Genomic DNA, 19157 nt, shown 5'->3' on the forward strand with positions numbered 1-19157 from the left:
GGCTCCCGCTGCCCCGGCCGCTCCGGCTCCGGTCGCCGCTCCGGCCGCTCCGGTTGCCGCCCCGGCGCCGGTCGCCGCTGCCCCGGCCGCCCCGGCGCCGGCCCCGGTCGCCGCCCCGGCGCCCGTTGCCGCTCCGGCTCCGGTTGCTGCTCCGGCTCCGGTTGCCGCCCCGGCCCCGGTTGCCGCCCCGGCCGCTCCGGTGGCCGACAGCGGTGACGCCTACGTCACCCCGCTGGTGCGCAAGCTCGCCGCCGAGCACGGTGTCGCGCTGGCCTCCGTCGCCGGCACCGGCGTCGGCGGCCGCATCCGCAAGCAGGACGTCATCGCCGCCGCGGAGGCCGCCAAGGCCGCTCCGGCCCCGGTCGCCGCTGCCGCCCCGGCCGCCGCGCCGAAGGCCGCCGCCTCGCCGTCCGCCCTGCGCGGCCAGACGGTCAAGATGACCCGCATGCGCAAGGTCATCGGCGACAACATGCTGAAGGCCCTGCACGAGCAGGCCCAGCTGACCAGCGTGGTCGAGGTGGACGTCACCAAGATCATGTCGCTGCGCGCCAAGGCCAAGGAGGGCTTCCTGGCCCGCGAGGGCGTCAAGCTCTCCCCGATGCCGTTCTTCGTCAAGGCCGCCGCCCAGGCGCTGAAGGTCCACGCGGTCGTCAACGCCCGGATCAACGACGCCGAGGGCACGGTCACCTACTTCGACACCGAGAACATCGGTATCGCGGTGGACTCCGAGAAGGGTCTGATGACCCCGGTCATCAAGGGTGCGGGCGACCTCAACATCGCCGGCATCTCGAAGAAGACCGCCGAGCTGGCCACCAAGGTCCGCGACAGCAAGATCACCCCGGACGAGCTGTCCGGCGCCACCTTCACCATCAGCAACACCGGCTCCCGCGGTGCGCTGTTCGACACCGTGATCGTGCCGCCGAACCAGGTCGCCATCCTGGGCATCGGTGCCACCGTCAAGCGCCCGGTGGTCATCGAGGCCGACGGCGGCACCGCCATCGGCATCCGCGACATGACCTACCTGTCGCTCTCCTACGACCACCGCCTGGTGGACGGCGCCGACGCCGCCCGCTACCTGGTCGCGGTCAAGGAGATCCTGGAGGCCGGCGAGTTCGAGGTCGAGCTCGGCCTCTGACCCCACCAGGTCCCCGCGGAACCCCGCGCACGGAACCCCGCGTCGTCCCCGGACGGCGCGGGGTTCCGCCGTTCCCGGCCCCCGGACACGCCGAGTCCCGGAGTCGCGCCGAGTCGCGGCATGCACGGACGCGGCGGAACGGGGATGCTGGAGCGGTGATGGACGAGACGGACTTCTGGCAGATCATCGACGACACCCGGGACGACGCCGACGGCGACCCCGACGAGCAGGCAGACCTCCTGGTGGAACGGCTCCTCCAGCTGACCCCGGACGATGTGATCGACTTCGCCCGGCTGTTCCAGGCGCGGTTCCAGCGCGCCTACCGCCACGACCTGTGGGGCGCGGCCTACCTGATGCTCGACGGCGCCTCCGACGACACCTTCGACTACTTCCGGTCCTGGCTGATCGGCCAGGGCCGGGAGGTCTTCGAGGGCGGGCTCACCGATCCGGACGACCTGGCGGACCTGCTGCCCGAGTTCGACGAGGAGGAGGACGGCGAGGCCGAGGACCTCGGCTACGCCGCCGACGAGGCGTACGAGCGGCTGACCGGGCTGCCGCTGCCCGAGGTGGGCGTGCGGCAGCCCGAGCGGCCGGCCGGGCCGGTGCTGGACTTCGACGATCCGGACGTCATGGCGAAGCGCTTCCCCAAGCTCTGGGAGCGGTACGGGGACTGAGGGCGGTCAGGTGCTGCTGCCGGAGGAGCTGTCCTGCTTGATGCCCTTGAGGATCTGGTCCAGCACCGCGAAGTCCGGCGCGGCCGGACTGTCGTCCACGCCGCCCTCCATGACCACGTAGCCACCGCCCTTGGCCGGGAGGGCGGCCAGCAGGACGTAGCCCTGGGTGCCGTCCGTGGTGCGGATGTGCCAGCGGGTGGCGTAGCCGAGCACTCCGGCCACGCTGATGTACCCGGAGCCGGCGTCGGTGTGCGAGCTGACGCCGGAGAAGACCTGCCCGGCGTAGGAGGGCATCTGGGCGTCGGCGGCGGCCTTGGGCGTGGTGCCCTGGACGATGTCCTTCTCGACCGAGAACTGGCCGCGGATGCAGGAGCTGCCGTCGGGGCAGGTGTAGCGGTCGGTGCCGAGGTAGACCGTCGAGTGCGGCGGGTTGTCGGACACCACCCAGCCGTCGAGGACCGACACGGTGATCGCGTGCTCCGGGTCGGGGACGGTGCTCTTGACCGCCGGCAGGGGCTTGGGCGCCGCGGGGCTGCTGGTGGGCGCGGTGGGGCTGGGGCTCGGCGTGGGGCTGCTGCTCCGGGGCGCGGTGACCGTGGGGTCCGGGGTCGGGTCCGCCCGGTGGTCGCCGCCGCTGTTGAAGACGACCCCGGCGACGATCCCGGCCACCGCCAGCACGGCGACCGCGATGCCGATGATCAGACCGGTCTTCGGTCGGGCCGGGCCGGCCGGCGGCGGGTAGCCCGGGCCCGGGTAGCCGTAACCGGGGCCGTAGCCGGGGCCCTGGGGCGGGTAACCGCCCTGGGGCGGGCCCGGATAGTCGCCCTGGGCCGGGCCGGGGTAGCCGCCCTGCGCCTGGTAACCGCCCTGGGCCTGGGCCTGGTACGCGTCCTGGCCGGGGTAGCCGTAGGCGGGTGCCTGGTGGGCGTCCTGGCCCGGGTAACCGTAGGTCGGGGCCGCCGGGCCGCCCGGGTACCCGTAGCCGGGCTTCCGGTCGGACGGCGACCCGGTCTGGGTGGGGGCGTCGGCGAGCCCGCCCGCGACGCCGCCCTGGAGCGGTCGGACCTCGGCCGTCCAGGCGTTGCCGTCCCACCAGCGCTCGTGACCGGGGGTGCCGTCCGCACCCGGGACCGGGTACCACCCGGGAGGCGTCGAGTTGCTCACGGGCGTACGGTACCCGGCACGGCGGCGCTCCAGACAGGTCGGGACCGTCACGACTCTGCACCGCCCGGCGAACGGCCAACCTCCCTTGGCGGCAAGCCTGTTCGAACGGCTGGCGCGCGGGCGGGACGGGAAGGTGCGGGCGGGACGGGAAGGTGCGGGCGGGACGGGAAGGTGCGGGCAGGGCGGCGCGGGCGCGGGTGCCCTGCCGCTCAGTCGGCCAGGCCGCGGGCCATCCAGATGTCGTCCACGTACCGGCCGTCGATCAGGAACTCCTCGGCCAGCGAGCCCTCGACGACGAAGCCGCAGCTCTCGTAGAGGCGGCGGGCCGGAGCGTTCCAGCCGAGCACCCGCAGGCTCATCTTGCGGGCGCCCTCGGCCCGGGCCGCCGCACAGGCCGCGTCGACCAGTCGGCGGCCGATGCCCCGGCCGCGGACGGTGCCGTCGACGGCCAGGCCCTGGATCTGCCGCACGTGCCGGTTGCTCGCCAGCCGGGTGGCCGGGACCTGCCGGATGTAACCGACGATCCGGCCGTCCAGCACGGCCAGCAGGTAGTGCTCGGGGGCGTGCCGCTCGTCGAAGAGCGGGTCCTCGACGGGCGGTTGCGGGGAGACGTCGGACAGGACGGACCAGGCCGCGTGGTTGAGGACGGCGAGTTCGCGCTCGTCCTCGCTCCGCGCCGTACGGATGATCAGATCGTCGTCAGGCATGCGCGTCATGCTAACGGCGCATGCGGAGGTGACGGCCGGTCGGGAACACCGCGGGAGCGCGCGGGAGCTGCGAGGATGGGCGCATGCGCATCGCTGTCACGGGTTCCACGGGTTTGATCGGTTCGGCGCTCGTCCGCTCCCTGCTGGCGGACGGCCACGAGGTGGTCCGGCTGGTCCGGCACCGCTCGAAGACCGGCCCACGGCCGGACGGCAGCACCGCGATCGGCTGGAACCCGCTGCTCGGCGAGGTCGAACGGGACGGACTGACCGGGGTTCAGGCCGTGGTGCACCTGGCCGGCGCCGGGGTCGGCGACCGCCGCTGGACGGACTCCTACAAGCGGGAGATCCGGGAGAGCCGGGTGTACGGCACCGAGACGCTGGCCGTCGCCCTGGCCGGGCTCAAGGAGCCGCCGCAGGTCCTGGTGAGCGCCTCCGCGGTCGGCTGGTACGGGCAGACCGGCGACCGGGTGATCGACGAGGACTCCCCCGCCGGCGACGACTTCCTGGCCGAGGTCTGCCGGGAGTGGGAGGACGCCGCCCGGCCGGCCGAGCGGGCCGGGATCCGGGTCGTCCACCCGCGCACCGGCATGGTGCTGTCCGCGGCCGGCGGGGCGGGCGGGCGGCTGTTCCCGCTGTTCAAGCTGGGTCTCGGCGGGCGGCTCGGCGACGGGCGGCAGTACTGGAGCTTCATCTCGCTGCACGACGAGGTGGCCGCGCTGCGGTTCCTGATCGACCACGACGACCTCTCCGGCGCCTTCAACCTCACCGCTCCGAACCCGGCGACCAACGCCGAGCTGACCACCGCGCTGGGCCGGGCGCTGCGGCGGCCGACGCCGTTCCCGGTGCCGGAGGCGGTGCTCAAGGCGGTACTGGGCGAGCTGGCGATCGAGGTGGTCGGCAGCCACCGGGTGGTGCCGCGACGGCTGCTGGACGCGGGCTTCCGCTTCACCCACCCGGACGTGTACTCGGCGGTGCTCGCCGCGATGTGACGGGTGCGCGGGGCGGCGTCAGGGGCACGCGCGGAGCGGGTGCCGGGTGCTGGCCGGCGGGGCGGGCGCGGTCGACGGGGCGGGCGCGGTCGGCGGGGCGGGTGCGCGGGTCGGTGCGGCCCCTGGGGCGGGTGCTGGGCGGCGGGCGCGCGGGGTGGCTGCGCGCGCCGGGAGGGTAGGCGGGCGCGCGGGTCGCGCGAAGCCCGTACGTACTCCGACGACGGTATCCGCCCTGGCCAGCGGCATATGCCGAGCGGGGCCCGAGGGGGCCCGAGGAGGGGGCGCACGGGAGCACATGGTGGGCGCGTCGCACGCCCCCGGTGACCGTACGCGCCCACCGACCCCCGAACCCGGCCACCACGGCGCACTGTCCGTGACCACTCCCCCGCCCGATGCCTCAGGACCCTCCGCGGCCTTCGGATCCGGCCCGATGCGCTTGTCTGATGCTCACACTGACTGGGCATCACCCTCCACGGACCGTGTCCCGGCACCCCGCTGCCTGCGTCGGCCGGAGCCCCGGGACCAGGGAGGGAGCACCCCAGTGCCCACGTACGACTTCACCCGCCGCGCCCGCCGGCCGTCCGACCCGGACGTCGTCGTGGTCGGCGCCGGACTCGCGGGCCTGGCCGCCGCCCGCGCGCTCACCGGCCACGGCCTCACCGTTCAGGTCCTGGAGACCACCGACCGGATCGGTGGCCGGATGGCCACCCGCGAACAGGACGGATTCCGGCTCGACGACGGCAGTCACCTGTTGAACACCGCCTTCCCCGAGCTGCGCCGCACGCTCGACCTCGACCGCCTCGACCTGCGCCCGCTCGCGCCCGGCGTGCTGGTGCACAGCGCCGGCCGCCGGTACCGCGCCGGGGACCCCCAGCTCACCGTCGCCCGGCAGGCCGCCGCCCGGTCCCCGCTCGGCAGCCCGCTGGACAAGGCCCGGCTGGCGGGCCGGCTCGGCCGGCTCGCCGCCACCCCGGTCGGCCGGCTCCAGGCCCGTCCGGAGACCACCGCCGCCCGCGCACTGACCGGCCACGGCCTGGCCCAGCGCACCGTGGACGGCTTCCTGCGACCGCTGCTCAGCGCCCTGCTCTCCGATCCGGCGCTCGGGACCAGCAGCCGGGTCGCCGACCTGGTGCTGCGCTCGTACGCGCGCGGGCGGCTCTGTCTGCCCGCCGCCGGGATCGCGGCGGTACCGGCCCAACTGGCCGCCGCCCTCCCCGCCGGCACCGTCCGCACCCGGGTGCGGGTCACCTCGATCGCCGCGGACGGCGTGGAGACCGCCGCGCACGGGCGGATCGGCGCCCAGGCCGTCATCGTCGCCACCGACGCCCGCTCCGCCGCCGAACTGCTGCCCGGGCTGCGGCTACCGGACTTCCACCCCGTCACGACCTTCTACCACGCCGCCGACGCCGCCCCGCTGGGCGAGGCCGTCCTGCTGCTCGACGGCGACCGGCCGAACGGGCACCCGCCGCTGGTCTCGCACTCACTGGTGCTCAGCGAGCTGCACCCGTCCTACGCCCCGGCCGGCCAGTCGCTGATCGCCACCACCGTGCTCGGGCGGCGCGCCTTCGACGTGGGCGGCCCGGCCGGTCTGGAGCCGGCCGTCCGGACCCGGCTGGCCGAGCTGTACGGCGGCTCGACGTCGGGCTGGCAGTTCCTCGGCGTGCGGCACGTCCCGGACGCGCTGCCCGCGATGCCGCCGCCGCACAACCCCCGCCGCCCGGTGCGGCTGCTGGCCGGGCTGTACGTCGCCGGGGACCACCGGGACACCAGCACCGTGCAGGGCGCGCTGGTCTCCGGGCGGCGGGCGGCACAGGCGGTGCTGGGCGACCTCGGTGTCCCCGCCGACGCCCGGGAGGCGGAGGCGGCGGCCTGACGACCGGGCCCGCGCCCGGGCACAGGCGCGGGCACGGCGAGCGGCATCGGCCGGCTCCTCGGCCTCGGCGGGCGTCGCGGCGCCCCGCCGGAACGACGGGCACCGCGTGGCCGGTGCCCGTGTTCCTGCCGCCGTTCCCAGCCGTTCCCGGCCGTTCCCGCCCGTCCGCGGGCCGCTCCGCGCCGGTGACGGCCGCCGCGGAACGGCCGGAGGTCCGGGCCGGGGCCGCTGGGCCCGGACCTCCGTGCGCCGGGTGCGTGGGGCGGGCCCCACCCGCCCTTCGGTCAGATCACCCCCGCCTGCCGGGCCGTCTCCTCGAAGGCGCGGGCCACCGGGCTGCCGCGGTAGGGGGTGAGGCGGCGGTGGAAGTCCCGGACGTACTCCAGCGAGCGGGCCGAGCGCATCTCCCCCGCCGCCCGCAGCGCGTCGGTGGCCATGGTGCAGGCCTCGTCGAGGTCCCCCATGCCGAGCCGGGCGGTGGCCAGCACCAGACGGCAGAAGATCCGGCTGCGGGCGTAGGCGGGCGAGCGCAGCCGCAGCGACTTCTCGGCGTGCTGCGCGGCCGTCCGCCACTGCTGGAGGTCGCGGTAGCAGTGGGCGAACTCGTCGGAGAGCTGGGCCTCGTCGAAGTACCGCGCCCAGGAGGGCAGTTCGTCGCCCGTCCGGGCCGCCGCCAGGGAGCGCTCGGCGCGCACCAGGGCGGTGGTGCAGGACCGGACGTCGCCCAGCAGCCCGTGCCCGCGCGCCTCGGCGGCGTGCATCAGCGACTGGACGACCGGCGGCACGGCGGTGCCCACGCCCTGCTGGGCGACCCGGGCGAGCTGGACCGCCTCCCGGCCGTGGCCCAGGTGGACGGCCTGCTGGCTCATCGTCACCAGCACGTAGCCGCCGAGCGCGCGGTCCCCGGCGGCCTGGGAGAGGCGCAGCGCCTGGACGAAGTAGCGCTGGGCGAGGCCGTGCGCGGCGATGTCGAAGGACGTCCAGCCGGCCAGCCTGGTGAGGTCGGCGACCGCGCCGAACAGGGCCCGGCCGATCTGTTCCCCGTAGCGGCCGCGCAGCATCGGCTCGGCCTCGCTCTCCAGGTAGCGGACCAGCGCCTGGCGGGCGTGGCCGCCGCCGTAGGCGTGGTCGAGCGCGCGGAAGAGGTCGCCGACGGCGCGGATGGCGGCGATGTCGCCGCGGCCGACCCGCAGGGTGGGGCGGGACTCGCGGGCCGGGTCGGTGTACGGCGGTTCGACGGCGACCGGCGGCCGGCGGCTCTGGATCGGCACCCGGCCGATGGTGGGGGCGGTGCCGGTGGTCCCGGCCGTGCTGCGGGCGGTGGGGGCCCCGGGGACGCCGGGGGCGGGGCCGCGTGCCGGGCTCCCGGGGGACGCGCCGGGCGCGCCCGGCGCCGGGGCGCCGGTGATGGCCGCGGAGGTGGCGCTGCCGGACGGCGGGCCGGCGGCGGCGTCCGAGCGGGTCAGGGTGGAGCCGTCCCGGGCGACCCGCTCGTCGGTGCGGCCGATCAGCCAGTCCCGGCTGGGGACGACCAGGCCGGCCGGGGTGAAGGCGATCCGGCGCAGCTCGGACTGCGGGCCGTTGTCCTTGCGCCACATGCTCGCCACGATGTCCACCGCTTCCTGCGGCGTCTCGGCGAACTCCAGGCCGGCGTAGACCGGGGCGCAGGCGTCCAGGCCGAGGTCCTGGGCGGTGAGGCGGCGGCCGAGGCGGCGGGTGAAGACCTCGGCGATCAGCGCCGGGGTGGCCCCGCGCGGCTGCTGGCCGCGCAGCCAGCGGGTGACCGAGGTCTTGTCGTAGCGCAGGTCCAGGCCGTGCTCCAGGCCGAGCTGGTCGACCCGGCGGGCGAGGCCCGCGTGCGAGAAGCCGGCCTCCTCGATCAGCGCCGCGAGCTGGCCGTTCTGCGGGGCCGGGCCGGAGTGGCCGGGGCCGCGGGGAGGGCCGGGCACGGGCGCGGCGGGGTTCTCGTGCCGGTCGGGTGTGGCCTGCACCGGCAGCCGCCGGTCCTCGGCGTCCGGGGCGTCGGCGGTCAGCGTGTCGGCGGTCAGGGCGTCGGGGGCGTCCGGAAGGGTCCGGCCGACCGTCCCTCGGTGCTGGCCGAGCGGGTCGAGCGGTCCGTACGCCGGGCTGTCGGTTGCAGGCCGTTGGGGCATGTCTGTCAACACCTCTCGGACGTCGCACCGGGCTTCACCAGCACTTCGGCGGCCCGGGGCGGCGCCCCCTGTCGGGAATCGGCGTGAATGTAGCGAGCATTCGGGCGCTATGGGTGGATCTGACCGAGCAATCCACCGAACGGGTGAAGCAACCGCGCCCATTTCGGGGAAGCGGGGCCATCTCGGGTTTGGTCGTCCGGGGTCGAACCACCGGCCGTTCCGAGGGCTTCCCCGAGGGCCTCTCCGAGGGTCGATCCACCGTTCGGACCCCGCTCCGGTGTCATGGCGGACAGCACCACAGCCCAACGGACTGCTGTGGCGTTCCGCCACATGGGAGCGGGGCCGCCGGATTCCTACCGTTCTCGGCCATGGACACCTCTACTGCCCGCCCGCTCGCCGGCCGCACGGCCATGGTCACCGGGGCCGCCTCGGGCATCGGCCGGGCCTGCGCCGAGGCCTTCGCCGGGGCCGGCGCCCGGGTCTACGTCGTCGACCTCGCGGCCGGCCCGGCCGAGGAACTCGCCGAGCGGATCGGCGGCCGCGCGATCGTCGCCGACCTCGCCGACCCCGGGGCCGTGGACGCCCTGCCGGACGACGCCGACATCGTCGTCAACAACGCCGGCCTTCAACACGTCGCGCCCGTGCACGAGTTCCCGCCAGACCGCTTCACGCTCATCCAGCGCGTCATGGTCGAGGCCCCGTTCCGCATCCTGCGCCGCACCCTGCCCCACATGTACGAGCAGGAGTGGGGCCGGGTCGTCAACGTCTCCTCCGTCCACGGCCTGCGCGCCAGCGCCTTCAAGTCCGCGTACGTCACCGCGAAGCACGCGCTGGAGGGCCTCAGCAAGACCGTCGCCCTGGAGGGCGCGCCGTACGGCGTCACCAGCAACTGCATCAACCCGGGCTACGTCCGGACTCCCCTGGTGGAGAAGCAGATCGCCGCCCAGGCGCTCGCCCACGGCATCCCCGAGGACGAGGTGGTCGAGCGGATCATGCTCGACCGCACCGCCGTGAAGCGCCTCATCGAACCCGACGAGGTCGCCCAACTCGCCCTCTGGCTCTGCTCCCCCACCGCCTCCTACATCACCGGCGCCAGCCTCCCCGTCGACGGCGGCTGGACCGCCCACTGAGCGGGGAGCGCCCGGCGGTCAGGCCTCCCCTCTCATAGGACAGGAAGGCACATTCGACCCCGGGACTGTGTGGGCCGTCCACATAGTCCCGGGGTCGAGTGCTTCCTACCTTGTGGCGACATCGTCTCCCCCCTGGTTCTGGAAGTGGTGGCCATGAGCACCTCCGCACGAGGTACGGCGGCGAGCAGTTCACTCCCGAGAGTGGTGGCTGCGAGCCTGATCGGCACGACCATCGAGTGGTACGACTACTTCTTGTACGGAACGGCGGCGGCGCTGGTGTTCGGGAAGCTGTTCTTCCCGCACAGCGATCCGCTGACCGGGACGCTGCTGTCCTTCCTGACCTACGCGATCGGGTTCGCGGCACGGCCGCTCGGGGCGCTGGTGTTCGGTCACTTCGGGGACCGGGTGGGACGGAAGAAGCTGCTGGTGGTGAGCCTGCTGCTGATGGGCGGGTCGACCACGGCGATCGGGCTGCTGCCGACGTACGACTCGATCGGGGTCGCGGCGCCGGTGCTGCTGACGGTGCTGCGGCTGGTGCAGGGCTTCGCACTCGGCGGCGAGTGGGGTGGCGCCGTGCTGCTGGTGTCGGAGCACGGGGACCAGCGGCGGCGCGGGTTCTGGGCGTCCTGGCCGCAGGGCGGGGCGCCGGCCGGGAACCTGCTGGCGGCCGGGGTGCTGTCGCTGATGACGGCGGTGCAGTCGGACGCGGCGTTCCTGGCGTGGGGCTGGCGGGTGCCGTTCCTGCTGTCGGCGGTGCTGGTCGTGGTCGGGATGTGGATCCGGCTCGCGGTGGACGAGTCGCCGCTGTTCAAGGAGGCGCTGGCGGCGCAGCACAAGCGCCAGGAGGAGCGGAACACGGCCGAACGGCTGCCGCTGGTGGAGGTGTTGCGGGACCACTGGCGGGAGGTGCTGGTGGCCATGGGCGCGCGGATGGCGGAGAACATCTCCTACTACGTGATGACCACGTTCGTGCTCACCTACGCCGTCACCCACGCCCACTTCTCCAAGCAGACCGCGCTGAACGCCGTCCTGATCGCCTCCGCGATCCAGTTCGCGCTGATCCCGCTGTTCGGCGCGCTGTCCGACCGGGTCGGGCGCAGGCCGGTGTACCTGGTGGGCGCGGTCGGGGTGGGCGCCTGGGCCTTCGTGTTCTTCGGGATGGTCGACACGAAGTCCTTCGGCTCGCTGGTCACCGCCGTGACCGTCGGCCTGGTCTTCCACAGCGCCATGTACGCGCCCCAGGCGGCCTTCTTCTCCGAGCTGTTCGCGACCCGGATGCGGTACTCGGGCGCCTCGATCGGCGCCCAGTTCTCCTCGGTGGCGGCCGGCGCCCCGGCGCCGCTGATCGCCACCGCGCTGCTCAAGGACTACGGCAGCTCCACGCCCATCGCGGTGTACGTCGCCATCGCGGCGGCGATCACCGTGCTGGCGGTGCTGTGCGGCCGGGAGACCAGGGGGCAGGACCTCATGGACGTCGAGGGACGGGACAACCGGGACGGCCGGGACGGCCGGGAGCCGGACACCTCCTCGGCCGAAAAGCCCGCCGTCGCCTGAGGAGCGAGTCGATACGATCACGGTTTCTCGGAACCGACGGAACCGACGCCGATTGGCAGCACGCACCATGAACCACCCTCACGAAAGCGCCGCGCCCGCGCTGCGGCGGCTGCTCGACCTGCTCGCCTCCGGAGCCGCCACCGAGGACTTCGCCGACGTGCTGGCCGACGCCCGCCGCCGCGGGGCGCCGGCCGCCGTCCTCGCCGAGATCGACGACGCCACCTGGCAGGCCCTGCGCGTCCACCGCACCCTGCGTCAACACCGGCGGCGCGAAGCCGAGTTGACGGCCCTGTTCGACACCGCCGGGGACCTCGCCGCCTCCCGGGACCTGGACGCCGTGCTCCAGGCGATCGTCCGCCGGGCCCGGATGCTGCTCGGCACCGACACCGCGTACCTGACCCTGCCGGACGAGGGCGCCGGCGACACCTACATGCGGGTCACCGACGGCTCGGTCTCCGTCCTGTTCCAGACCCTGCGGCTCAGCCTCGGCGACGGCCTGGGCGGGCTGGTCGCCCAGGCCGCCCGCCCGTACGCCACCCCCGACTACCGCACCGACGAACGCTTCCACCACACCGGCACGATCGACGCCGGTGTGCTGGACGAGGGCCTGGTGGCGATCATCGGGGTGCCGCTGCTGCTCGGCGGTCAGGTCATCGGTGTCCTGTTCGCCGCCGACCGCACGCCGCGTGCCTTCTCCCCCGACGAGGTCGCGCTGCTCTGCTCGCTGGCCGCGCACGCCGCGATCGCCCTGGACACCGCCAAGTCGCTGGCCGACACCCGGGCCGCGCTCGCCGAGCTGAACGCAGCCAACGAGCTGGTCCGGGCCCACTCCTCCGCCGTGCAGCGCGCCGAGCAGGCGCACGACCGGCTCACCGACCTGGTGCTGCGCGGCGCCGAGGTGCCGGACGTCGCCGCCGCCGTGGCCGCCCTGCTGGGCGGGGAGATAGCGGTCCTGGACGCCGAGGGCGAACCGCTGGCCGGCCGCTCCGCACCCGCCGCCGAACTGGCCGAGGCGGTCGCCGCCTCCCGCGCCGAGGGCCGGTCCGTACGGCACGGCGAGCAGTGGGTCTGCGCGGTGCTGGCCGGACACGACGCACTCGGCACCATGGTGCTGCGCGGCCGGCCCGACCTCGACGACGCCGACCGGCGGCTGTTCGAGCGGGCCAGCGTCGTCACCGCGCTGCTCCTGCTGCTGCGCCGCTCGGTCGCCGAGACCGAGAACCGGGTCCGCGGCGAACTGCTCACCGACCTGCTGACCGCCCCCGAGCGGGACCCGGGCGGGCTCACCGCGCGCGGCCGCCGGCTCGGCGTCGACCTCGCCCGGCCGCACCTGGTGCTGGTCGCGGAGCCCGCCGACGGGAAGGCCGACGACCGGGCACGGCTGGCCGGTGCGGCCCGGCGCTACCTGTTCGGCTCCCGGGGCGTCAGCGCCGAGCACGCCGAGACGGTGGTGCTGCTGGCGCCAGTCGAGAGCGGCGGCACCGACGACCCCGAGGAGACCGCCCGGCAGGCCGCCGAACGGCTGGCCCGGCTGGCCGGGTTCCCGGTCACCGTCGGCGCCGGCCGGCCGGCCGCCGGGCCGGCCGCGCTGGCCGCCTCCTACGGCGAGGGCGTGCGCTGCCTCCGGGCGCTGCGGGTGCTCGGCCGCGCCGGGGAGGGCGCCTCGGCCCGGGCGCTCGGCTTCCTCGGCGTGCTGCTCGGCGACGGCCACGACGTGGACGGCTTCGTCGGCGCGACGCTCGGCCCGCTCCTGGCGTACGACGCCCGGCGCGGCACCGAGCTGGTCCGCACCCTGCGCGCCTACTTCGACTGCGGCGGCAGCCTGACCCGGGCCAAGGACGAGCTGCACGTCCACGTGAACACCGTGGTCCAGCGGCTGGACCGGGTCGAGGCGCTGCTCGGGCGGGACTGGAACCAGCCGGAGCGGTCGCTGGAGCTCCAGCTCGCGCTGCGGCTGCAGCTGCTCGCGGGCGGCTGAGCCCGAACAGGCCGACGGCTCGCCCGGGGAGGGCTGCCGCCCCGGGCCGGGCCGCCGCCGACCGCTGCCGACCGCTGTCCCGGGGCCGGGCCGCTGCCGACCGCCGCCCCCGGGCCGGGCGACCGACCCCGGCAGGACGGCCGGACCCGGCAGGTCCGCTGCTCATGGGCGGCCGAGGGGGTTCGACCGGGCTGGGCGTACAGTGGCGAGGTTGGTCTCGAACGCCCGGCAAGGAGCGGCAACGGTGAGCGAGAACGTGCGTTTTGTTCGCATGGGCATAGGTGAGCGCACCGTGCCCTACCAGGAGGCCTGGGAGGAGCAGCAGCGGCTGCACGCGCTGCGGGTCGCGGACGAGATCCCCGACACCGTGCTGCTCCTGGAGCACCAGTCGGTGTACACCATGGGCAAGCGCACCAACCCCGCCGACCTGCCGCTGGACGGCACCCCGGTGGTCGAGGTCAACCGGGGCGGCGAGATCACCTGGCACGGCCCCGGCCAGCTGGTCGGCTACCCGATCGTCAAGCTGCCCGACCCGATCGACGTCATCGCCTACGTCCGCCGGCTGGAGGAGGCGCTGATCCGCACCGCCGGCGAGTTCGGCATCGGGTCCACCCGGGTCGAGGGCCGCAGCGGCGTCTGGGTGCTGGGCGAGTCCATCCCGGACGCCGTGGTGGATCCGGCGCAGGTGGTGGACATCGGCAGGCTGACCCTGCGGATGGGCCTGCCGCTGGGCATCGACCCGCGCCTGGCCGGCCCCGAGTACGCGCCCTCCAACGCCGGCCAGCGCGGTGACGACCGCAAGCTCGCCGCGATCGGCGTGCGGGTCGCCCGCGGGGTGACCATGCACGGTTTCGCGCTCAACTGCGACCCGGACATGACCTGGTTCGACAAGATCGTGCCGTGCGGCATCAGGGACGCGGGCGTCGCCTCGCTCACCGGCGAGCTGCGGCGCGGACTGTCCGCCGCCGAGGCCGCGCCGGTGGTCGAACGGCACCTGGCGGACGTCCTCGCCGAGCTGCCGGAACCGGTCCTCGGCCACTGACCCGCCGGGCAGCGCCGACGCACCTTCCGCCGACGGCCGCCGAAACTGCCGGCGGCCGCTGGGAATCTACCGACCGGTAGCCATGTTGCCCTGCGATTGCAGGGCGGCAGGCCCGGCGAAGGCCGTACAACCACAGGCGTACCCTGGGGGTACCCCGTCTAGTTCTAGGAGTCGCACGTGTCCGCTGTCGCGCCCGACGGCAGGAAGCTGCTCCGCCTGGAGGTCCGCAACAGCGAGACCCCCATCGAGCGGAAGCCCGAGTGGATCAAGACCCGCGCGAAGATGGGCCCGGAGTACAACGCCCTCCAGTCGCTGGTGAAGAAGGAGGGGCTGCACACGGTCTGCCAGGAGGCCGGCTGCCCCAACATCTTCGAGTGCTGGGAGGACCGCGAGGCGACCTTCCTCATCGGCGGTGACCAGTGCACCCGCCGCTGCGACTTCTGCCAGATCGACACCGGCAAGCCCGCCGAGTTCGACCGCGACGAGCCGCGCCGGGTCGCCGAGTCCATCGTCACGATGGACCTCAACTACGCCACCATCACCGGCGTCGCCCGTGACGACCTGGAGGACGGCGGCGCCTGGCTGTACGCCGAGACCGTGCGCCAGGTGCACGCGATGACCGCCGCCCGCGAGGCCGGCCGCACCGGCGTCGAGCTGCTCATCCCCGACTTCAACGCGGTGCCCGAGCAGCTGGCCGAGGTCTTCTCCTCCCGCCCCGAGGTGCTCGCGCACAACGTCGAGACCGTGCCGCGGATCTTCAAGCGGATCCGCCCGGCGTTCCGCTACGAGCGCTCGCTGGACGTCATCACCCAGGCGCGTGCGGCCGGACTGGTGACCAAGTCCAACCTGATCCTGGGCATGGGCGAGACCCGCGAGGAGGTCAGCCAGGCGCTGGCCGACCTGGTCGGCGCCGGCTGCGAGCTGATCACCATCACCCAGTACCTGCGCCCCTCGCTGCGCCACCACCCGGTCGAGCGCTGGGTGAAGCCGCAGGAGTTCGTCGAGCTCCAGGAGGAGGCCGAGGAGCTGGGCTTCGCCGGCGTCATGTCGGGCCCGCTGGTGCGTTCCTCGTACCGGGCCGGCCGGCTGTACCGGCAGGCGCTGGAGCGGCGCGCGCAGGCCGCGGTCTGATCGCGGTCTGATCGCGGTCCGGTCACGCGTGTGACGGCGGTCCGACGGCGGCCTCCCGGTCCACCGATCGGTTCGAGCCACGGGAAGGGCGGAGCTTCGGCTCCGCCCTTCCGGTTTTCACCACGCTTTGACTGGCTGGTCACGGGCTGGTAACACGGGGTGGGGACTCTGGACGCCTGGTGAGCGTTCGATTCTTCTCAGCCACGAGAGGAGCTGTTCGGCATGCGGGTTCAGATGCGGATCCGGTCGGTGGGGGTGGCGCTGCGGTTCGCCGAGAGCGTCCTGCTCGCTCCCGGCCAGCGGCACGCGCGCCGCAACGCGTGGGCGGCGGTGTGCGAGAACCGCCGGTACGCGGCGGACCGCAGGCACGACGACGCGGCGGCCCGGACGGCACAGCCGCGGCCGGTCCGGCGGTAGTGCTCCGGCGATGACGCATCGGCGTCGGCGGCAGTGCTCCGGCGGCAACGGATCGGCGTCGCCATCGGCGATAACGCTTCGACGTCGCAGGGCCCCCCGGCGTCGCTCTGTGCGACGGCGTGCGGGCACACGGGTCACGGTTGGGGCGAACGGGTACCCGGGCTTGGATATCCCGTACCCGTGCCACGTACCATGAGCGTTATGGCGAGGGAAACATCCGAGAACCCCGGGCGACTGAAGCAGATCCGCCTGGCGTACACCATGACCAAGAAGGTCGACACCAAGATCGGCCTGATCATCGCCGGCGTCGGCCTGCTGACCTTCGGCGTGTTCCTCGCCATCGGCTTCGCGATCGAGCATCCCGTCTACCTGGGCATCCTGGGCTTCATCGTGGCCGTGCTGGCCATGGCGATCGTCTTCGGGCGCCGGGCCGAGCGCGCCGCGTTCGGTCAGATGGAGGGGCAGCCGGGGGCAGTCGCCGCGGTGCTGAACAACATCCGGCGCGGCTGGAGCTCCAACAGCACCCCGGTGGCGGTCACCCGTAACCAGGACGCGGTCTACCGCGCCGTGGGCCGGGCCGGCATCGCGCTGATCGGGGAGGGCAACCCGAACCGGGTCCGCCAGCTGCTGGCCTCCGAGAAGAAGAAGATGGCCCGTGTGGTCGGCGACGTGCCGGTGCACGACATCGTGGTGGGCAACGGCGAGGGCGAGATCCCGCTGAAGAAGCTCCAGATCCACCTGATGCGCCTGCCCCGCGCCATCACCGCCGCCCAGGTCACCGAGACCAACGACCGCCTGCGCGCGCTGGGCGACCTGCTCTCCAAGGCGCCGATCCCCAAGGGTCCGATGCCGAAGGGCGCCCGGATGCCCAAGGGCGGCCAGGCCCGCTGACCCTCCCCCGCCCCTGACGACACGAGAACGGCCCCGCCGCGGAAGCTCCGCGGCGGGGCCGTTCCGACGTTCGTACGGCGTCGGGGTGCATCCCGGCCTCGACCAGGGCCGGGGCCGGGGGCCGGATCTCGGCCGGAGGCTGGATCCCGACCCCGACCGGAGGCTAGATCCGGACCTCGACGGTGCCGACCGCCTTGTCGTGCAGGCCGCGGGTGTCGCGGTCCCAGACCAGCGGCGGCACCACCAGGCAGAGCAACAGGGTGCGCAGCAGGACCTGCGGGATGGTCGCGCGGCGGCCGTCCAGCCGGACCACCCGGAGGCCGAACAGCCGCTTGCCGACCGTCGTGCCGGTGGTGGCCAGCAGCAGGGACGCGACCAGGAAGAACAGCGGGCTGGTCCACAGGTTGGCCTCGGCCTGGTCGCCGCGGGCGATCAGCCCGTACGAGATCAGGGCGACCAGCCAGCCGTCCACGAACAGGGCGCCGATCCGGCGGCCGGGGCCGGCGATCGAGCCGGGGCCCTCCTTGGGCAGCCCGAGGCGCTCGCCGCGGTGGCCGAAGTCGGCACCCATCTTCTCGGCGGCCGCCCGGGGGCCGTCGATCCACGATCCCAACGCTTCTCTGGTGTCCACGAATCCACACTAACCGGGCTGACGGCGTACGCCGCCACCGGCTCCCCTCCGGTCGGGGCATCACCCCCGACCGGGTGAATCGTCGTTCCGGCACCTTTCCAAGTGGTCCAGACCACTTGCGGGAGGGCGCCCAGCCGGGCAGGGTGATTTGTACCGTCCCGTACATCTTTGCCAGCCGCCCGGCAGCCGTGGTTAACATCTAGGAAACGAGCGGGTCACCGAGTGGAAACGACCCATTCCTATGGTGAGCCCAATTCGCACGCCGAGGAGGATGGATGTTCAACAACGCCGCCGAAGTGAAGCAGTTCATCCAGGACAACGACGTGAAGTTCGTCGACGTCCGCTTCTGTGACCTGCCGGGCGTCCTGCAGCACTTCTCCGTACCTGCGGCGACCTTCGACCCGTCCGAGATCCTGATGTTCGACGGCTCGTCGATCCGCGGCTTCCAGGCCATCCACGAGTCCGACATGGCCCTCGTGCCGGACCTCGCCACGGCCCGCCTCGACCCCTTCCGGGCCGAGAAGCACCTCAACATCAACTTCTTCATCCAGGACCCGGTCACCGGCGAGGCGTACAGCCGCGACCCGCGCAACGTCGCCAGGAAGGCCGAGGCCTACCTCGCCTCCTCCGGCATCGCCGACACCGCGTTCTTCGGGCCCGAGGCCGAGTTCTACGTCTTCGACTCGGTCCGCTTCGACACCAGCGCCAACGCGTCCTTCTACCACATCGACTCGGAGGCCGGTGCCTGGAACAGCGGCGCCGCCGAGGGCGACGTACGCGGCTACAAGGTCAAGTACAAGGGCGGGTACTTCCCCGTCCCGCCGGTCGACCACTTCGCCGACCTGCGCGCCGAGATGTCGCTGGAGCTCGCCAAGGCCGGACTGGAGGTCGAGCGCCAGCACCACGAGGTCGGCACGGCCGGCCAGGCCGAGATCAACTACAAGTTCAACACCCTGCTGCACGCCGCCGACGACCTGATGCTGTTCAAGTACATCATCAAGAACGTCGCCTGGCGGAACGGCAAGACCGCCACCTTCATGCCGAAGCCGATCTTCGGCGACAACGGCTCGGGCATGCACGTCCACCAGTCGCTGTGGAGCGAGGGCACCCCGCTCTTCTACGACGAGCAGGGCTACGCCGGCCTCTCCGACACCGCCCGCTACTACATCGGCGGGCTGCTGCGGCACGCCCCCTCGCTGCTGGCCTTCACCAACCCCTCGGTGAACTCCTACCACCGCCTGGTGCCGGGCTTCGAGGCGCCGGTCAACCTGGTCTACTCGCAGCGCAACCGCTCGGCCGCGATCCGCATCCCGATCACCGGCTCCAACGCCAAGGCCAAGCGCATCGAGTTCCGCGCGCCGGACCCGGCCTCCAACCCCTACCTGGCCTTCGCCGCCATGCTGATGGCCGGCCTCGACGGCATCCGCAACAAGATCGAGCCGCTGGAGCCGGTCGACAAGGACCTCTACGAGCTGGCCCCCGAGGAACACGCCAACGTCCCCCAGGTGCCCTCCTCCCTCCCCGCCGTCCTGGAGGCCCTGGAAGCCGACCACGAGTACCTCCTCGCCGGCAACGTCTTCACCCCGGACCTCATCGAGACCTGGATCGACTACAAGCGCACCAACGAGATCGCCCCGATCGCCCTGCGCCCCCACCCCCACGAGTTCGAGCTCTACTACGACCTGTAG

16 protein-coding genes are annotated in these 19157 nt (G+C 73.8%); 12 read left to right on the plus strand and 4 right to left on the minus strand.

The annotated features are described in order from the left end of the window. Together sucB and ACFVGO_RS20820 are read left to right on the plus strand one after the other, a co-directional pair. Positions 1 to 1135, plus strand: a 1135-nt coding sequence (sucB, locus tag ACFVGO_RS20815) for a 2-oxoglutarate dehydrogenase, E2 component, dihydrolipoamide succinyltransferase (protein ID WP_380633281.1), incomplete at its 5' end; no start/stop codon positions are given. 158 nt (positions 1136 to 1293) lie between these two features. Continuing rightward, complete coding sequence (locus ACFVGO_RS20820) at positions 1294 to 1809, plus strand: DUF4240 domain-containing protein (protein WP_359897012.1); 516 nt, start codon at positions 1294 to 1296, stop codon at positions 1807 to 1809. Positions 1810 to 1815: 6 nt separating this feature from the next. Here the strand turns inward: ACFVGO_RS20820 and ACFVGO_RS20825 are convergent, their stop codons facing one another. Both ACFVGO_RS20825 and ACFVGO_RS20830 read right to left on the minus strand, forming a co-directional pair. Further along, the gene (locus tag ACFVGO_RS20825) at positions 1816 to 2973 is read right to left on the minus strand and encodes a DUF2510 domain-containing protein (protein WP_380633283.1); all 1158 of its coding nucleotides are present in this window, start codon (positions 2971 to 2973) and stop codon (positions 1816 to 1818) included. Between the two features lie 209 nt (positions 2974 to 3182). Next, the gene (locus ACFVGO_RS20830; protein WP_359897009.1) at positions 3183 to 3680 is read right to left on the minus strand and encodes a GNAT family N-acetyltransferase; all 498 of its coding nucleotides are present in this window, start codon (positions 3678 to 3680) and stop codon (positions 3183 to 3185) included. An 83-nt stretch (positions 3681 to 3763) separates the two neighbouring features. On the opposite strand from ACFVGO_RS20830, the gene ACFVGO_RS20835 reads away from it, so the two are divergent. Together ACFVGO_RS20835 and ACFVGO_RS20840 are read left to right on the plus strand one after the other, a co-directional pair. Then, positions 3764 to 4669, plus strand: coding sequence for a TIGR01777 family oxidoreductase (locus ACFVGO_RS20835; RefSeq protein ID WP_359897007.1), 906 nt, complete (start codon positions 3764 to 3766; stop codon positions 4667 to 4669). A 541-nt stretch (positions 4670 to 5210) separates the two neighbouring features. Next, on the plus strand, positions 5211 to 6542 hold the full coding sequence (locus tag ACFVGO_RS20840; RefSeq protein ID WP_359897005.1) for an FAD-dependent oxidoreductase: 1332 nt from the start codon (positions 5211 to 5213) through the stop codon (positions 6540 to 6542). A gap of 284 nt (positions 6543 to 6826) precedes the next feature. Here ACFVGO_RS20840 and ACFVGO_RS20845 read toward each other — a convergent pair whose 3' ends face one another. Continuing rightward, on the minus strand, positions 6827 to 8695 hold the full coding sequence (locus ACFVGO_RS20845; protein ID WP_359897003.1) for a regulator: 1869 nt from the start codon (positions 8693 to 8695) through the stop codon (positions 6827 to 6829). A gap of 368 nt (positions 8696 to 9063) precedes the next feature. Here ACFVGO_RS20845 and ACFVGO_RS20850 point away from each other — a divergent pair, with 368 nt between their 5' ends. The 7 genes from ACFVGO_RS20850 to ACFVGO_RS20880 all read left to right on the plus strand — a co-directional run bounded on the left by ACFVGO_RS20850 (position 9064) and on the right by ACFVGO_RS20880 (position 16838). Then, positions 9064 to 9825 (plus strand): 3-hydroxybutyrate dehydrogenase, encoded by a 762-nt coding sequence (locus tag ACFVGO_RS20850; protein ID WP_359897001.1) that lies wholly within the window; start codon positions 9064 to 9066, stop codon positions 9823 to 9825. A gap of 153 nt (positions 9826 to 9978) precedes the next feature. After that, complete coding sequence (locus ACFVGO_RS20855; protein ID WP_380633287.1) at positions 9979 to 11379, plus strand: MFS transporter; 1401 nt, start codon at positions 9979 to 9981, stop codon at positions 11377 to 11379. 67 nt (positions 11380 to 11446) lie between these two features. After that, complete coding sequence (locus tag ACFVGO_RS20860) at positions 11447 to 13357, plus strand: helix-turn-helix domain-containing protein (RefSeq protein ID WP_380633289.1); 1911 nt, start codon at positions 11447 to 11449, stop codon at positions 13355 to 13357. A 271-nt stretch (positions 13358 to 13628) separates the two neighbouring features. Continuing rightward, entirely contained in the window at positions 13629 to 14399 is a 771-nt protein-coding gene (gene lipB, locus ACFVGO_RS20865; protein WP_380352416.1) for a lipoyl(octanoyl) transferase LipB, read from the plus strand. 177 nt (positions 14400 to 14576) lie between these two features. Next, positions 14577 to 15530 carry a lipoyl synthase gene (lipA, locus tag ACFVGO_RS20870; protein ID WP_359896996.1) on the plus strand — a complete coding sequence of 318 codons (954 nt, stop codon included), beginning with the start codon at positions 14577 to 14579 and terminating at the stop codon, positions 15528 to 15530. 222 nt (positions 15531 to 15752) lie between these two features. Further along, positions 15753 to 15947, plus strand: a complete 195-nt coding sequence (locus tag ACFVGO_RS20875; protein WP_359896994.1) for a hypothetical protein — start codon at positions 15753 to 15755, stop codon at positions 15945 to 15947. Between the two features lie 192 nt (positions 15948 to 16139). Beyond that, positions 16140 to 16838 (plus strand): DUF4191 domain-containing protein, encoded by a 699-nt coding sequence (locus ACFVGO_RS20880; protein ID WP_380352414.1) that lies wholly within the window; start codon positions 16140 to 16142, stop codon positions 16836 to 16838. A 163-nt stretch (positions 16839 to 17001) separates the two neighbouring features. On the opposite strand, the gene ACFVGO_RS20885 is transcribed toward ACFVGO_RS20880, so the two are convergent. Then, positions 17002 to 17469: an RDD family protein gene (locus tag ACFVGO_RS20885; RefSeq protein ID WP_359896991.1), complete on the minus strand. Its 468-nt coding sequence runs from the start codon at positions 17467 to 17469 to the stop codon at positions 17002 to 17004. A 275-nt stretch (positions 17470 to 17744) separates the two neighbouring features. Here ACFVGO_RS20885 and glnA point away from each other — a divergent pair, with 275 nt between their 5' ends. Next, positions 17745 to 19157, plus strand: a complete 1413-nt coding sequence (glnA, locus tag ACFVGO_RS20890; RefSeq protein WP_359896989.1) for a type I glutamate--ammonia ligase — start codon at positions 17745 to 17747, stop codon at positions 19155 to 19157.

It is taken from the genome of Kitasatospora sp. NPDC057738 (assembly GCF_042798815.1).
GTDB classification, from domain to species: domain Bacteria; phylum Actinomycetota; class Actinomycetes; order Streptomycetales; family Streptomycetaceae; genus Kitasatospora; species Kitasatospora lactacystinica.

Coding starts and splice junctions, on each gene's coding strand:
- ACFVGO_RS20855 (WP_380633287.1), top strand. CDS start 9,979: ATGAGCACCTCCGCACGAGGTACGGCGGCGAGCAGTTCACTCCCGAGA.
- ACFVGO_RS20880 (WP_380352414.1), top strand. CDS start 16,140: ATGAGCGTTATGGCGAGGGAAACATCCGAGAACCCCGGGCGACTGAAG.
- ACFVGO_RS20850 (WP_359897001.1), top strand. CDS start 9,064: ATGGACACCTCTACTGCCCGCCCGCTCGCCGGCCGCACGGCCATGGTC.
- ACFVGO_RS20860 (WP_380633289.1), top strand. CDS start 11,447: ATGAACCACCCTCACGAAAGCGCCGCGCCCGCGCTGCGGCGGCTGCTC.
- lipB (WP_380352416.1), top strand. CDS start 13,629: ATGGGCATAGGTGAGCGCACCGTGCCCTACCAGGAGGCCTGGGAGGAG.
- glnA (WP_359896989.1), top strand. CDS start 17,745: ATGTTCAACAACGCCGCCGAAGTGAAGCAGTTCATCCAGGACAACGAC.
- ACFVGO_RS20845 (WP_359897003.1), bottom strand. CDS start 8,695: ATGCCCCAACGGCCTGCAACCGACAGCCCGGCGTACGGACCGCTCGAC.
- ACFVGO_RS20830 (WP_359897009.1), bottom strand. CDS start 3,680: ATGCCTGACGACGATCTGATCATCCGTACGGCGCGGAGCGAGGACGAG.
- ACFVGO_RS20835 (WP_359897007.1), top strand. CDS start 3,764: ATGCGCATCGCTGTCACGGGTTCCACGGGTTTGATCGGTTCGGCGCTC.
- ACFVGO_RS20820 (WP_359897012.1), top strand. CDS start 1,294: ATGGACGAGACGGACTTCTGGCAGATCATCGACGACACCCGGGACGAC.
- ACFVGO_RS20875 (WP_359896994.1), top strand. CDS start 15,753: ATGCGGGTTCAGATGCGGATCCGGTCGGTGGGGGTGGCGCTGCGGTTC.